The organism is Rhodococcus yunnanensis NBRC 103083, assembly GCF_001895005.1.
GTDB lineage: Bacteria > Actinomycetota > Actinomycetes > Mycobacteriales > Mycobacteriaceae > Rhodococcoides > Rhodococcoides yunnanense.
Map to the genome: position 1 here is coordinate 61,505 of NZ_BCXH01000022.1, position 13,094 is coordinate 74,598.

Here is a 13,094-nt window from a genome sequence, read left to right on the forward strand (position 1 = left end):
CGATCGACCGTGCGGATCCATCGGTCACCGAGTCGTCGAGATCGTTCTCGGGAGGGACCAGGTAGATCTCGTGGGGAGACGACGTCGAAGTAATGGTGAACCTTCCTCCAGGTGGGCGTGCCGAGGACCCCCGGAGCGTGATGTCAGTGTATAGCCGAGCGGGCAGGGATGATGCGCGCGGCGATCAGCAGGCCCGACGCGACGCCGAGAACGTCGAAAAGGGCATCGAGTGCCGAACCGCTTCGCCCGAGCGGCAGCACGGCCTGCAGTATCTCCGACAGCACCGCGAACCCCGAAGTCCACGCTGCCGTCGTCGCCACCGGGATCGCCGCCACACGAGAGGTGTACGCCAACGCCGCGAACAGCGTGAAGTGGATGATCTTGTCGCTGTGCTCGAAACCGCTCGGCACTCCGGACGCCGGCGTGAACAGGATGATCAGGGCGGCGACCATCGCGACGGCGAGCGGAAGGTAGAACTTCAGCGGTAGGGGCACCGCTCCTATTCTATGAGCCGCTCCTGCGCAGGAGGACGACGGTGTCCCTGCGTTCGGCAGGGGTGCCGTCGGGATCGACACCGTCGCGCGCACGATCCTCGGCGACGACGGTCGTCCACTCGGCGGCATCGAACAGCGACGTGATGGCGTCGGCGTCGAACAGCAGCTGAGCGTGCTTGTGCTGTGACGCCATGTGATCGTGGGGGCTGTGTCCGACGATCAACAGGTGCCCACCCGGTGTGACGGCATCTCCGAATCGGGTGAACGCCGGGCCGGTCTGATGCGGTGGCAGCTGGAAGAAGTGGGCGGTGACGAGGTCGTACTGTGCTTCCGGCTCCCAGGTCAGGAGATCCCGGTGCAGCCATTCGATTCCTCGATCGCCCTGCGCCTGCCGAGCGCGTTCCAGTGCAACCTCGGAGATGTCGGCTCCGGTGGTGGTCCAGCCGTTGTCGGAGAGCCAGAATGCGTCGCCGCCCTCGCCGCTACCGATGTCGAGCGCGGTGCCGGGGGTGAGTTTCGAGGCCTCGGTCACGAGAACGGGGTTGGCCTTGCCGCTCCACCGCTGTCCCTGCTCGGTGTACAGGTTGTCCCAGAACGGCTGATCGAAGGCCGGAAGGGCGTCGTCGTGTGTGTGCATGCTGCCACGGTGCCAGGGCACCCGCAGTTCTGCAAGTTTATTTGCTGTTTCGGCAAAGGAAGGCAATGCCGGTACATCACACGTCGATCAGTACCTTTCCGGTCACGCCGTTCTCGACAGCGTCGTGCGCAGCGGCGGTGTCCGACAACGGGAATCGATGCAGCGGCAACCCCGCGGTCTCGCCGACCTCGAGGACGCCTGCTGCCGCCGCGGTCGTGACGTCCTGCTGCGCGGCGGCCAATGCATCCTCGCCGACGGTGTAGAGCAGCAGGAACTGGTAGCGGGTGTTGAGCACCATGTTCGGCCGGACGTCGAGAGTGATCGTGTTGCCGCCGTTGTTTGCATACACCGCAATCGACGCTCGGGTCGACGTCACCGCGGCGTTCAGAGCCGCATTCTGGGCGGGAGCGACCTCGACGACGAGGTCGACGCCGTCGGGTGCGATCGCGCGAATCTCGGACGCCGCGTCACCGGTCTTGTAGTTCACCACGTGGTGCGCACCGGCTGCACTGGCCAGTTCGCCTTTCTCGGGTCCGCTGACCGTCGTCACCACGGTTGCCCCGGACCAGCGGGCGAGCTGGATGGCGGCATGCCCGACGGCGCCCGCACCTCCCGCGACGAGGACGGTCTTTCCCTGCAATGCGCCAGGATGCAGTCGCGACGGCCCGTCCTCGGAGACCGTCAGCGCCCGGTGCGCGGTCATTGCGGGGACGCCGAGACTGGCACCGACGTCGAAGCTGACGTTCTCGGGTAGGCGCACGACATGCTCGGCAAGCACGATCGTGAACTCCTGCGCGGTGCCGGTTGGCCGCTGATGTTGAGCGAGGTAGAGCCACACTCTGTCGCCGACGGCGAGGCCCTCGACGCCCGGGCCGGCGGCGTCGACGATGCCGGAGCCGTCCTGGTTCGGAACGACCTCGTCGAATGCGAGCTTCTCACCGGGCCCGGAGCCGACTCGGTTCTTCCAATCGGTCGGATTGACCCCGGAGACCACGACCTTCACCCGGACCTCGCCTGGGCCGGGTTCGGGAACGTCGCGTTCGACGAGGTCGAGTACGGAGGTGTCGCCGGTCCTGGTGTAGGTGATTGCCTTCATTCGAAGTGCAACGGGATGGAAGGTGATGGAAATTCCGTTGGTGGGTATATGCCCTCCGGGGTTGGTGGGTACAAATCCTCCGGGCTGGTGGGTACAAGCCCTCCGGGCCAGGTGAAGCCGCATGACCGAAAGGACCGCACGTGAATCACTCCGCAGTGCTCATCGACGCCTTCGACAGGATCAAGGGCGTCGTCCACGACACCCTCGAGGACATCCCTGTCGGGGCTCTCACCTACCGCCCGGACTCCGCGGCGAACTCGGTGGCTTGGCTGATCTGGCACCTGACGCGGGTGCAGGACGATCACATCGCGGGCGTGGCGGGCAGCGAACAGGTGTGGACAGCCGACGGATGGAACGCCCGGTTCGCCCTGCCGTTCGACGACGACGCCATCGGCTACGGCCAGAGTTCCGACGACGTCGCGGCCGTCGCCAGCGGAGCCGATCTGCTGCGTGAGTACCACGACGCCGTCCACGCGAAGACCGTTGCCTACGTCGACTCGCTGGCCGCCGACGATCTCGACCGTGTGGTGGACGAGAACTGGGATCCGCCGGTCACGCTCGGTGTGCGGCTGGTGTCCGTCGTCTCCGACGACCTGCAGCACGTAGGTCAGGCCGCCTACGTCAGGGGCTTGTTCGAGAGAATCTGATCCTCGTCGTCCGACGTCTCGGCAGCATCTGTAGTCGGCTCTGAAAATACGGTCGGCTCTGAGAATGCGGTCGGCTCTGAAAGTGCGGTCGGCCTCGGAAATGCAAGGGCCAGAAGGAATCCGACTGCGAGCAGCCCGGCGCAGACGAGCAGGGCCGTGCTGTACCCGTCGACGAGGCCGTCGAGGGCAGGCCCGTCGAACCGGGCGCTCGCGGCCGCGGCGACGCTGACCAGTGCCGCCAACCCGATCGAGCCGCCGATCTGGCGTGAGGTGTTGAGCAGTCCCGACGCCATTCCGACCTCGTCGGGCGGCAGGTCCGCGGTGGCGATGTTGGACAAGGGCATGAAGCAGAGTCCGATTCCGATGCTCAGTATCAGCGAGGGTCCGAGCACGATGGCCAGGAAGTCGCTGTCGGTCGTCATGCGGGAGAACCAGAACAGCCCGGCCGATGCCAACGCCGTGCCGCCGACCAAGAGCGGTTTCGCGCCGACGCGGGTGAGCAGTTTCGTGGAGAGAACGATCGCCAACACCAAACCGATGCAGAACGGAAGAAACGCGAGACCTGTTCTGGTGGGCGAGTATCCGAGCCCACGTTGTAAGTAGAGCGAAACGAAGAAGAATCCACTGAACTGTGCCGCGCACAGCACGCACATGATGAGGTTCGCCGCGGCGATACGTGGTCGGCGGAGGGTCGCGAAACGGACCAGCGGCTCCGCGACGCGGCTCTCGACCAGCGCGAAGATTCCGAGCAGCACCGCGGTGACTCCGAAGCCGACGAGTACCAACGGGTCGGTCCACCCGCGATCCTCGGTCTCGACGACGGTGTATGCCAGCAGCACGAGTCCGGAAGTGACGAGCGCTGCGCCGACTGTGTCCAACCGGCCCGTGCGGCCGCCGCTATGCGATGGCATGCCGACGAATGCCGCGCACGCTGCGATGACGGTGAACGGTGCAGCGGAGAACATCACGAGACGCCAGTCGACGGCGTCGGTGAGCAATCCGCTCAGAACCACTCCGATCGCGCCACCGCCTGCCGACGCCATCGCCCCGATCCCGAATGCTCGTGCTCGTTGCTTTCCGGTGGGGAACATCGCACTGAGAGCGGCCAGCCCCGCCGGAGCTATCAGTGCCGCGCCGACGCCTTGGACAGCTCGTGCGACGACCAACATCCATGGTGCGGTCGACAGCGCGCCGAGGATGCTGACCAGGCCGAAGATGGCAAACCCGGCGAGAAGGACGCGTCGGGTACCGAGAACGTCGCAGAGTCTGCCGCCGAGCAGGAGCAGGCCGCCGAAGGCCAGGGCGTAGGCGTTGACGACCCAGGACAGGTCGGCGTCGGAGAATCCGAGGGAGGACTGGATGTCGGGTAATGCGACGTTCATGACGGACATGTCGAATGCGACGAGGAATTGTGCGAGCGCCGCGGCGGTCAGGACCAGATGAGGGCGCGTCGTCGGGCGGAGCCGTGCGCCAATTTGTGTACGGTATCTCATAATAAGGAAGGATTACCTTACCGGCGCCGGGAATGCAATGCCTACGGATCGTGATTGACTGCAGTCGTGACTATCCGAACACCTCGCCGTGGCCGCCCACCCACGGTGACCCGCGAGCAGATCGTGGCCGCAGCCAAAGGTCGGCTCGAGGCAGGGGGAGTCGACGGGTTCAGCATGCGTTCACTGGCGTCAGAGGTAGGGGTGTCGCCGATGGCGATCTACCGACACGTCGGAGATCGTGAACAGCTTCTGTCACTGGTTCTCGACGAGGTATCGGCGTCGTTTCCGTCGACGGATCTTCCCGATGATCCGCGTGAGCGGATTCGAACGCTCATCGGCGATGTGTTCGACGTGCTCGCGAGCGATCGGTGGATCGCGGATGTGTTGCGGACCGGCAACAGAGGGGGCGCGGGTGCGCTGTGGATGGTCGATCGAATACTCGGTGCTGCAGGCGAACTCGGTATGTCGCCCGGCGCAGCCATGGTGATGTACCGAGCGCTCTGGAACTACACGCTCGGCGCGATTCTCAATCTGGACGCGACGGCCCCGCGGGCAGAGGACGACCCGTCGCCGCTGACCGTCCGTGTACTCGAGATCGGCGCCGATCGGCTTCCGAATCTCGTTGCAGCAACACGGGAACGGCCGAGCGGGACGACCAAGGGGAGATACTTGCAGGGCATCGACTTTCTGGTCGACGGGTTCGTTCGGTCGCTTCAGGCGTAGTTCAGGCGTGGTTCAGGCGTAGTGCTCGCGCAGGTTGTCGAGTGTCGTGCGAATGTTGCGCCGCTGAAACTCCGGGAACGTCTTGCCGCCGGTGACGATCTTGTCGAACACGGGTGTCAGCGCGTCGGGCCACTTCGTTCGGTCGTCCGTCCAGGTTTCGGTGACTTTGGTTCCGCCGGCCACTGTTTCGAAGTCGTATCGCCACGTTGCGTTCGCGGCGTTGAGTTTCGGTGTCTTGACACCGATCGCGTGGACACGAAACTCGAAGGTCTTCCCTGGGTCGGCCACGGTGACGGTGCACCGGGTGACCCAGCGTGCGCGGCCGCGCTTGTTGGTGCCTTCGAATACCATTCCGGCGTAGGCGCCTTCGCGCGGGTAGGACACGACGGCACCGGTGTTCTCCGGACTCCAGTCGCGCATTTTCGTCGGATCGCTGATGGCGGCGTACAGAGTGTCGGCGTCGGCATCGACGACAACACTGTCGGAGACGGTCATCTCGCGGGTCATTGTGCTCTCCGTAGTCCTGGGTGGTTGCGAGCGAGGATGGGAACCAACAGCTTTCGCGGCGCTATCGACGCGAATATCGATGTTACTCGGTTGACAGCGCCCGGTATCGCGACCATGCGGCCTCGGTCCATGGCGTCGACGGCGGTGCGTGCGACGACGTCGGGAGAGATCCACATGACCGACGGCAGTGCGGCGTCGGCGTCTTCCTTGGAGAAGCCCGCGGCTTCGCCGAAACCGGTGTCCACGGGTCCCGGGCACAGCGCCGTGGCGCTCACGCCGGTTCCTTTCAGTTCGCCGACGAGACTCTGGGTGTACGACAGCACGAATGCCTTGCACGCCGCGTAGCCGGCCTGGCCGGGCAGAGGTTGGAATGCGGCGGTGGACGCGACGTTGAGCACGGCGCCGCGGCCTCTCGCGGTCATGCCGGGCAGGAATCGGCTGCAGAGGTCGGCCACCGAGGCGACGTCGACCTCGATCATGTTCAGTTCCGCGTCGGGGTCCGAGGAGGCGACAGCGCCGAGCGTCGACAGTCCGGCATTGTTGACCAGAATGTCGGGCGTCAGGCCCAGGGACTCGATGCGGCCCAGAAGGCCGGCGCGTTCGGATCTGTTCGACAGATCGGCAGGTAGAACGTGTGCGCGGTCTCCGAGTTCTTCGGCCAACGCGCGTAATTTGTCTTCGCGCCTCGCGATGAGAACGACGCCGTGTCCACGGCGGGTGAGTTCGCGGGCGATTTCTTCACCGATTCCCGACGACGCACCGGTCACCACTGCGGTGCGATCGGGGGCTGGAGTGGGCAGGCTCATGAACCCACCGTAGCGGGCGCAAAGTTTCATGGAATTTGAAATTACAGGGAAGGTTAGCCTATTCTACTTTCGATCTGGTCCTAGGAAAGGTTTTCTCTTGCGACATGCATGCCTCCGGCGCACAGCGGTGTTGTCCGGTCTTCTCGCTGCGGCTCTGGTGATCGGTGGCTGCAGCTCGTCGAGTGACGACTCGGCCGCCGATGCGTCGAGCACGGATTTCGAGACGGTCACCATCGACTCCGCACTCGGCCAGGCCGTCATCACCTCCAAGCCGGAGCGGATCGTGACTCTGGGAATGGGATCGGCGGAAACGGCTATCGCGCTCGGTACCACGCCGGTGGGTATCGAGGAATACCCATGGGGCAGTGACGATTCCGGCTACCTTCCGTGGGTGAACGATGCGATCACATCCGCGGGTGGTGAGTTGCCGGAACAGTTCACCGGCGGTACCGAACTGAACATCGAGGCCATCCTCGCCCTCGAACCCGACCTCGTTCTTGCACCGTGGTCCGGCATCACACAGCAGCAGTTCGACGCGCTGAATGCTTTTGCACCGGTGGTTGCCTACGAGGAGCAGCCGTGGACCATCACCTGGGAGGACCAGATCTCGGTCATCGGCAAAGCGATGGGTGAGCAGGAGAAGGCAGCCGACGAGATCGAGAAGATCGAAGCGCAGTTCGCCGACGCCACGGCGGCGCATCCCGAGTACAAGGACGTCTCGTTCTCGTACATCTACAACACCGGCCCGGGAACCCTCGGTGTCTTCCTCGCCGAGGAACAGCGCGTGGCCATGGTTCGGGCACTGGGACTCCAGGTCGACCCCGTCGTCTACACCCTCGACGAAACCGAAGGCACCGACTCGTCGGTCATCGGCCTCGAGAATGCGAATCTGCTCAACGATTCCGACCTGATCTTCACGTTCTACTCCGATCCGGACAATCGCGCGGAGACCGAGGCGCAGCCGGCATACCAGCAGATCCCGGCGATCGGCCGAGGTTCGGTCGTCGCCCCGACCGAGCAGCCGTTCGTCACCGGATCGTCGATCATCAATCCGTTGACCGTGCCGTGGGCGCTCGAGCGCTACGTGCCGATGATCGACGAGGCCGTCGGAAAGCTGTAGTGCGGCTACGGGTCAGCGCCCGTCCCGCTCTTCCTTGAACCGGTTCCACTCACTCCGCAGCATCCGGTTGTCGATGATCCACCCCATGTAGTCACGCATGTTGAGAACACGCAGATACGCCGGCCCGCTCGGGTCGGCGTATTTCAATGCCTCGGTGGCAAGCGCGCGCTGATTCTCCAAGTACGCGTGCTCGTTCTCGAGAAATCCACCCCACACGTCGGAATCCATGACGTAGTAGTGAACTCGGTCCTTCGGTCGTCGAACCTGCTTGACGAAACCGCGAGCGATCAAGCGTCTGACGTAGTTCGACACCGAACCACGGCTGGTGCCCAAGGCGTCGGCGAGTTCGGCCGCACTGACACCGGGTGACTCGTTGATGAGCATGTATCCGACGATTCGGCCCTCGATCCGTGACGCGCCGCCGGACTGCCAGTAGTCAGCGAAGCGATCGACGAACCAGTCCGGAAATGCGTCGGAGGTCCGTGGCCCCGCCTCGACCATCGAAAATCTCCTTTCGCCACCCAGCCACCCAGCCGTGCAGTCGTCGGAGAAATTAAAACACCTCGCGCTGCGCTTCCTGCTCCAGCACCTGATCGAGATCGGACAATCTGTTCATCGACGACACCTGGCGTGCCGTTCGGTGGTTCTGCGCCAAGCGATCTCGATGCCGGTGCACGAAAGCCCAGTAGCCGGCGGTGAAGGGGCATGCGTCGCGGCCCAGCCGCTTCTTCGGGTTGTATTCGCATCCGCCGCAGTGATCGGTCATCCGATTCAGATATGCCCCGCCCGACGCGTACGGCTTGGTCGCGATCAGGCCGCCGTCCGCGTGTTGGCTCATGCCGATGACGTTGACCGGCATGACCCAGGCGAACCCGTCGACGAACGCGGTGGCGAACCATTCGGTCAGTGCCTTCGGGTCGTAGCCGCGTTGCAACGCGAAGTTGCCGAGGATCATCAACCGGGGGATGTGGTGGACCCAGCCGCGCTGTCGGAGTTCGGTCAGAGTGTGGGCGAGGCACGCTGCGATCGGTTCGTCGCCGTCGAGATCGGTGAACCACGCGGGCAACGGTTCGTGCGCGTTCAGCTCGTTGCGGCCCAGATACTCGGGCCCGAAATGCCAGTAGAGATGCCACACGTACTCGCGCCACCCGAGAATCTGCCGGACGAAACCCTCGACCGACGCCAGCGACGCGTCACCGTCTCGCCACGCTTGTTCGGCGGCCTCGGCGACATCGAGAGGCTGCAGCAGTCCCAGGTTCAGCGGCACCGACAACAGCGAATGAGCCATGGTCCAGTCCTCGGTCATGACGGCGTCCTCGTACTTGCCGAAGTCCTGCAACCGGTAGGACACGAAGTGCTGCACAGCTTTTCGAGCCTCGGACGCCGTGACGGCAAACAGGCGCGGCCCGTCCGATCCGACGGTGTCCAATGCCATGGAGTCGAGATCCTCGCGAACCCGAGCGTCGATGTCGTCCTCGGTGGGCCACCACGGTGGATCGACGCCAAGCGTCACCTGCTTCTTCGGCGGCGGCTCGCGGTTCTCCTCGTCGAGATTCCACTTGCCGTCGACCGGATCGTCCCCCTTCATCAGCACGTCGAAGCGCCTGCGTTGGTCGCGGTAGAAGTTCTCCATCCGAAACTGGTGTCGATTGCCGGCCCACTCGGCGAAGTCGGCGCGGCTCAGCGCGAACATCGGCGTCGGGAGTACGTCTTCGACGAGACCCTCGCGGAACAGTCGCTCGACGAACCGTTCGGCGGCGTGTGACGTCGGCTCGAAGACGAGCACCGGACGGCCGAACTGCTCGAGTGCTTCGCGGTAGGTCTCGGTGCGTAGGTAGGTCGCGCGGTCGCCCAGCTCTTCGGCGAGATGACGCATCCCGGACAGCACCAGATGCAGTTTCTGACGGTGGAACCGGCGTTGTCGGAGAACCCGAGCACTCTCGACGAGCAGGACGTCCCGCCGCACGTGCTCGGGCGTGGAATGAAAATGCGGCCCGAGTTGATCGCCGAACAACCACAGAGGGGAAACCATGGGATCGAGAATGCTCACATCGTTACCCCGGCAAACCCGGCTGCCGTGTGCTGAACTAGGCCCGACTTCACGAAAGAGAGGGCCGGAGCATGGCGACTGTCATCGCCACGATCAATTTGAAGGGTGGCGTCGGGAAATCGACGACGACGGCTGCGTTGGCCGAGTTCATGTCGGCGGAGTTCGGCTACCGTGTGCTCGTCGTCGATCTGGATCCGCAGACCAATCTGACGACGATGATGATCGGTGAGCAGCGGTGGCGCGAGGTCAACGATCGTGGTCTGACGCTGAACAATCTCTTTGCGAGTGCTCTGGATACGGATCTGCCCGAGTTCGATGTGGAGAAGGCCCTGCAGCGGAACGCGTCTGCCCTCGAGTCCGTGCGGAGTGTCGATCTTCTTGCGTCGTCGCTGGACTTGATGGAGACGCAGGAGGAGATGAATGCCTGGCAGTACGAGGTGCCGGGCTCGTTGGAGCCACTGTTGGTGCTGCGGGCGGCACTTGCTGGTATCAAGTCCTCGTACGATTTCGTTCTCATCGACTGCGCGCCGAATCTGGGTATCGTGACGGCGAACGGGCTGTTGATGTCCGACGCGTATCTGGTCCCGACCATTCCCGATGTCCTGTCCACGTACGGCATTCCGCAGTTGCAGAAGCGGGTGCAGAAATTCGTCGATCACACTGGTCACGAATTGACTCCGCTCGGTTTGATCATCACCAAGTACCGGTCCAGTTCGACTTTGCACAGGACGACGATCGAGCGGTTGCAGCGTGCGGTGTTCGAGTTCGATTCCGCTGCCGAGAAGGATCGTGCGGGCAGGCAGCGGCCGCCGAATGTGATCCCGCACTGGATTCCGGAGTCCAACCAGATTGCCCAGTCCGCCGAGTTCGTCGATTACGGCACATTGCGGCAGAAGTACGGTACGCACGGCCAGTTCGAGGCGCTGCGCAACATGACCGAGCACGTCGTTCAGAACGCAGGGGTGTATCTCTGAATCTCGATGATTTCAACCGATGACCGGCCGAACTGCAGCCGATAACGTGTCGTGGTGTGACTGTCGATCTTCAGCCGACTCCCGGTTCCACCACTCATCCGCTCGACGACGCCGTTCGTACGTCTCTGCGGGGTGAGCACGCCCAGTTCGCGCAGTGGTCCGGCCGCATCGCGAGGTATCACCCGGATGTCGCGGGGCACCTCGGACACCCGGCCGTATTGACGTCGCAGGACTGGGTCGATCTCGCGTCGTTGGTCGGTCCTGGCCAGCCGACGTCGGTGCGCGGTTTCGGCCACGTGGTGCCGCCGGGGTGGGAGACGGTCGGCGGGTTCGATTCGGTGCAGCTCGACGGAACCGGTCTCGATGTCGAGTTCGATTCCGATGTGATCGAGCTCGGTCCGGCCGATGTGCCGGAGATTCTCGAGCTCGTCGAGCGGACCAAGCCGGGGCCGTATCGAATCCGCACCATCGAGATGGGACGTTACGTCGGGCTTCGCGTCGACGGCAGATTGGTCGCCTTGGCCGGTGAGCGTCTGCACCCGCCGGGGTGGACGGAGATCAGCGCGGTCTGCACCGACCCGGAATTCCGCGGGCAGGGTCTGGCGACGCGTCTGGTTCGCGACGTCGGGGCAGGAATCCGTCGGCGCGGTGAGACTCCCTTCCTGCATGCGCTGGCGTCCAACACCACAGCGATCAGTTTGTACCTCACTCTCGGATTCACGCTTCGCAAGCGGTCGGCCGTCACCTCGGTTCGTACGCCCATCGACAGCTGAGTGAACTTTCACCCCTGGTGGCCAGGCCGACTTGACCATGGCCCTGTGATCGCATGAACTTGCTCGGTGACCGTGAGACAAGGTGTATCCAGGCGGGGCTTTCTGCGCTCGTCGTCCGTCGCGATCGCCGCAGCAGGAGCAGCGTCGGCTGTGCCTGCTATCGCGCGAGCGCAAGGAACGACGTTCGTACCGTTCCAGCACGGCGTCGCTTCCGGTGATCCGACGCCGGATGCGGTGATCCTGTGGACGCGGGTGAGTCCGGTTCCCGATGCGACACCAGGGTCCGGGATCGGGCCTGCCACGACGGTCCGATGGCGGGTGGCGTCGGATCCTGAACTGACCACGCTCGTTCGCAGCGGAACGGTGACCACCGACGCCGACTCCGATCACACCGTCAAGGTCGATGTGGACGGACTCCTGTCCGCGACGTCCTACTACTACAGCTTCGAGATCGAAACCGGGGATGCCGCCGGAACACAGTCCGTCGTCGGAACCACGAGGACTGCGCCGAGCAACGACGCCGACCTCGACCGCGTTCGTTTCGGCGTCGTCTCGTGTTCCAACTGGGAGTCCGGGTACTTCGGGGCGTATCGGCACCTCGCTGCACGCGACGACCTCGACGCGATCATCCACCTCGGGGATTACATCTACGAATACGAGACCGGCGGCTTCGCGGGCAAGAACGGCGTGGTCCGCGAGCACAGCCCGGAGCACGAGATCGTCAGCCTCGCCGATTATCGGATCCGCCACGGCCAGTACAAGAGCGATCCGGATCTGAAATCGGCGCACCTGGGCGTGCCCTGGATATGCACGTGGGACGACCACGAAAGCGCAAACGACGCCTACGACGGCGGAGCCGAGAACCACCAGCCGGAGACCGAGGGTCCGTGGTCCGACCGCAAAGCTCGCTCGGTCCAGGCTTACTACGAGTGGATGCCGGTGCGCGCAGCGGGCACCCCGCACAACCGTCACCTGTACCGGCGGCTGCGGTTCGGCACCCTGCTGGAGCTGTCGATGCTCGATCTGCGGACGTACCGTTCGCAGCAGGTGCTGCCGTTTCAGGGCGGCGACGTCGATTCGCCCGATCGCACCATCACCGGCAAGGACCAGATGGAGTGGCTCACCGAGGGCATCGTGAGCTCGCCGACGCGGTGGAAGATCGTCGGCAATCCCGTCATGATCACCCCGGTCCTGCTGCCCCCGCTCGAGAGCGAGGCGGCCCGTGCACTGACGGGGTTGCTCGGTATCCCCGCGGGAGGACTGCCGTACAACGCCGATCCGTGGGACGGCTACACCGCCGACCGCAAGCGACTGCTGAGCGCGATCGCCGACAACTGCGTATCGAACACCGTCTTCATCACCGGTGACATTCACTCCGCATGGGCATGCGACGTCCCGCTCGACGCGGCGCGCTACTTCGAGACCGGTGGTGTCGCGACAGAACTGGTGGTGACCTCGGTGTCCTCGGCGAACGTCGACGACCTGACCAAGACGCCGCCGCACACTCTGGGCCGGGTGGCCGAATCGGCGCTGACCACGTTGAACAGGCACATCCGCTACGTCGATCTCGACAGTCATGGTTTCGGAGTATTCGACGTCACGCCATCGGGCGTGCAGATGGATCACTGGTATCTCGATGCCAAGGAAGATCCGTTGACCGGTGTCTACTGGGGAGCCGGTTTTACCGTCGGCGATGGGGTTGCCCAGGTGGTGGCAGCTCCGCTGCCCGTGCGCGCGTAGTTCCGTTCGTCCGGCACATCCCGCTCACGGCATA

At 64.3% G+C, this 13,094-nt stretch carries 14 protein-coding genes; 6 read left to right on the plus strand and 8 right to left on the minus strand.

What is annotated here, in order from left to right; genetic code table 11:
- Window positions 1–143: 143 nt before the first annotated feature.
- From RY1_RS25810 to RY1_RS25820, 3 genes are all read right to left on the minus strand, one after another.
- Window positions 144–494: a VanZ family protein gene (locus RY1_RS25810; protein ID WP_072806897.1), complete on the minus strand. Its 351-nt coding sequence runs from the start codon at window positions 492–494 to the stop codon at window positions 144–146.
- 10 nt (window positions 495–504) lie between these two features.
- A complete protein-coding gene (locus RY1_RS25815) occupies window positions 505–1,131 on the minus strand; it encodes a class I SAM-dependent methyltransferase (RefSeq protein WP_072806924.1) in 627 nt (208 codons plus the stop codon).
- A 76-nt stretch (window positions 1,132–1,207) separates the two neighbouring features.
- A complete protein-coding gene (locus RY1_RS25820) occupies window positions 1,208–2,227 on the minus strand; it encodes an NADPH:quinone reductase (protein WP_072806898.1) in 1,020 nt (339 codons plus the stop codon).
- A 140-nt stretch (window positions 2,228–2,367) separates the two neighbouring features.
- Here RY1_RS25820 and RY1_RS25825 point away from each other — a divergent pair, with 140 nt between their 5' ends.
- On the plus strand, window positions 2,368–2,874 hold the full coding sequence (locus tag RY1_RS25825) for a mycothiol transferase (protein WP_072806899.1): 507 nt from the start codon (window positions 2,368–2,370) through the stop codon (window positions 2,872–2,874).
- Here the strand turns inward: RY1_RS25825 and RY1_RS25830 are convergent.
- The gene (locus RY1_RS25830) at window positions 2,844–4,367 is read right to left on the minus strand and encodes an MFS transporter (protein ID WP_084727866.1); all 1,524 of its coding nucleotides are present in this window, start codon (window positions 4,365–4,367) and stop codon (window positions 2,844–2,846) included. The genes RY1_RS25825 and RY1_RS25830 overlap by 31 nt on opposite strands.
- Window positions 4,368–4,433: 66 nt before the next feature.
- On the opposite strand from RY1_RS25830, the gene RY1_RS25835 reads away from it, so the two are divergent.
- On the plus strand, window positions 4,434–5,090 hold the full coding sequence (locus tag RY1_RS25835; RefSeq protein WP_072806900.1) for a TetR/AcrR family transcriptional regulator: 657 nt from the start codon (window positions 4,434–4,436) through the stop codon (window positions 5,088–5,090).
- Window positions 5,091–5,102: 12 nt separating this feature from the next.
- Here the strand turns inward: RY1_RS25835 and RY1_RS25840 are convergent, their stop codons facing one another.
- Together RY1_RS25840 and RY1_RS25845 are read right to left on the minus strand one after the other, a co-directional pair.
- Entirely contained in the window at window positions 5,103–5,597 is a 495-nt protein-coding gene (locus RY1_RS25840; protein ID WP_072806901.1) for an SRPBCC family protein, read from the minus strand.
- Window positions 5,594–6,403 (minus strand): SDR family NAD(P)-dependent oxidoreductase, encoded by an 810-nt coding sequence (locus RY1_RS25845; protein WP_072806902.1) that lies wholly within the window; start codon window positions 6,401–6,403, stop codon window positions 5,594–5,596. Before RY1_RS25845 ends, RY1_RS25840 begins: the two co-directional genes overlap by 4 nt.
- A gap of 97 nt (window positions 6,404–6,500) precedes the next feature.
- Between RY1_RS25845 and RY1_RS25850 the strand changes: the two genes are divergently transcribed.
- Window positions 6,501–7,523, plus strand: a complete 1,023-nt coding sequence (locus tag RY1_RS25850) for an iron-siderophore ABC transporter substrate-binding protein (RefSeq protein WP_072806903.1) — start codon at window positions 6,501–6,503, stop codon at window positions 7,521–7,523.
- A 12-nt stretch (window positions 7,524–7,535) separates the two neighbouring features.
- On the opposite strand, the gene RY1_RS25855 is transcribed toward RY1_RS25850, so the two are convergent.
- Both RY1_RS25855 and RY1_RS25860 read right to left on the minus strand, forming a co-directional pair.
- Entirely contained in the window at window positions 7,536–8,024 is a 489-nt protein-coding gene (locus RY1_RS25855; RefSeq protein ID WP_072806904.1) for a GbsR/MarR family transcriptional regulator, read from the minus strand.
- A 52-nt stretch (window positions 8,025–8,076) separates the two neighbouring features.
- The gene (locus tag RY1_RS25860) at window positions 8,077–9,555 is read right to left on the minus strand and encodes a cryptochrome/photolyase family protein (RefSeq protein ID WP_072806925.1); all 1,479 of its coding nucleotides are present in this window, start codon (window positions 9,553–9,555) and stop codon (window positions 8,077–8,079) included.
- An 89-nt stretch (window positions 9,556–9,644) separates the two neighbouring features.
- Here RY1_RS25860 and RY1_RS25865 point away from each other — a divergent pair, with 89 nt between their 5' ends.
- The 3 genes from RY1_RS25865 to RY1_RS25875 all read left to right on the plus strand — a co-directional run bounded on the left by RY1_RS25865 (window position 9,645) and on the right by RY1_RS25875 (window position 13,060).
- On the plus strand, window positions 9,645–10,547 hold the full coding sequence (locus RY1_RS25865) for a ParA family protein (RefSeq protein ID WP_072806905.1): 903 nt from the start codon (window positions 9,645–9,647) through the stop codon (window positions 10,545–10,547).
- 56 nt (window positions 10,548–10,603) lie between these two features.
- Window positions 10,604–11,320 (plus strand): GNAT family N-acetyltransferase, encoded by a 717-nt coding sequence (locus RY1_RS25870; RefSeq protein WP_072806906.1) that lies wholly within the window; start codon window positions 10,604–10,606, stop codon window positions 11,318–11,320.
- A gap of 66 nt (window positions 11,321–11,386) precedes the next feature.
- A complete protein-coding gene (locus RY1_RS25875; protein ID WP_072806907.1) occupies window positions 11,387–13,060 on the plus strand; it encodes an alkaline phosphatase D family protein in 1,674 nt (557 codons plus the stop codon).
- Window positions 13,061–13,094: the final 34 nt, after the last annotated feature.

What these genes read in the sequence shown, in the direction of transcription:
- RY1_RS25815 (WP_072806924.1), bottom strand. Translation starts at nt 1,131, where the DNA reads ATGCACACACACGACGACGCCCTTCCGGCCTTCGATCAGCCGTTCTGG.
- RY1_RS25820 (WP_072806898.1), bottom strand. Translation starts at nt 2,227, where the DNA reads ATGAAGGCAATCACCTACACCAGGACCGGCGACACCTCCGTACTCGAC.
- RY1_RS25830 (WP_084727866.1), bottom strand. Translation starts at nt 4,367, where the DNA reads ATGAGATACCGTACACAAATTGGCGCACGGCTCCGCCCGACGACGCGC.
- RY1_RS25840 (WP_072806901.1), bottom strand. Translation starts at nt 5,597, where the DNA reads ATGACCCGCGAGATGACCGTCTCCGACAGTGTTGTCGTCGATGCCGAC.
- RY1_RS25845 (WP_072806902.1), bottom strand. Translation starts at nt 6,403, where the DNA reads ATGAGCCTGCCCACTCCAGCCCCCGATCGCACCGCAGTGGTGACCGGT.
- RY1_RS25855 (WP_072806904.1), bottom strand. Translation starts at nt 8,024, where the DNA reads ATGGTCGAGGCGGGGCCACGGACCTCCGACGCATTTCCGGACTGGTTC.
- RY1_RS25860 (WP_072806925.1), bottom strand. Translation starts at nt 9,555, where the DNA reads ATGGTTTCCCCTCTGTGGTTGTTCGGCGATCAACTCGGGCCGCATTTT.
- RY1_RS25865 (WP_072806905.1), top strand. Translation starts at nt 9,645, where the DNA reads ATGGCGACTGTCATCGCCACGATCAATTTGAAGGGTGGCGTCGGGAAA.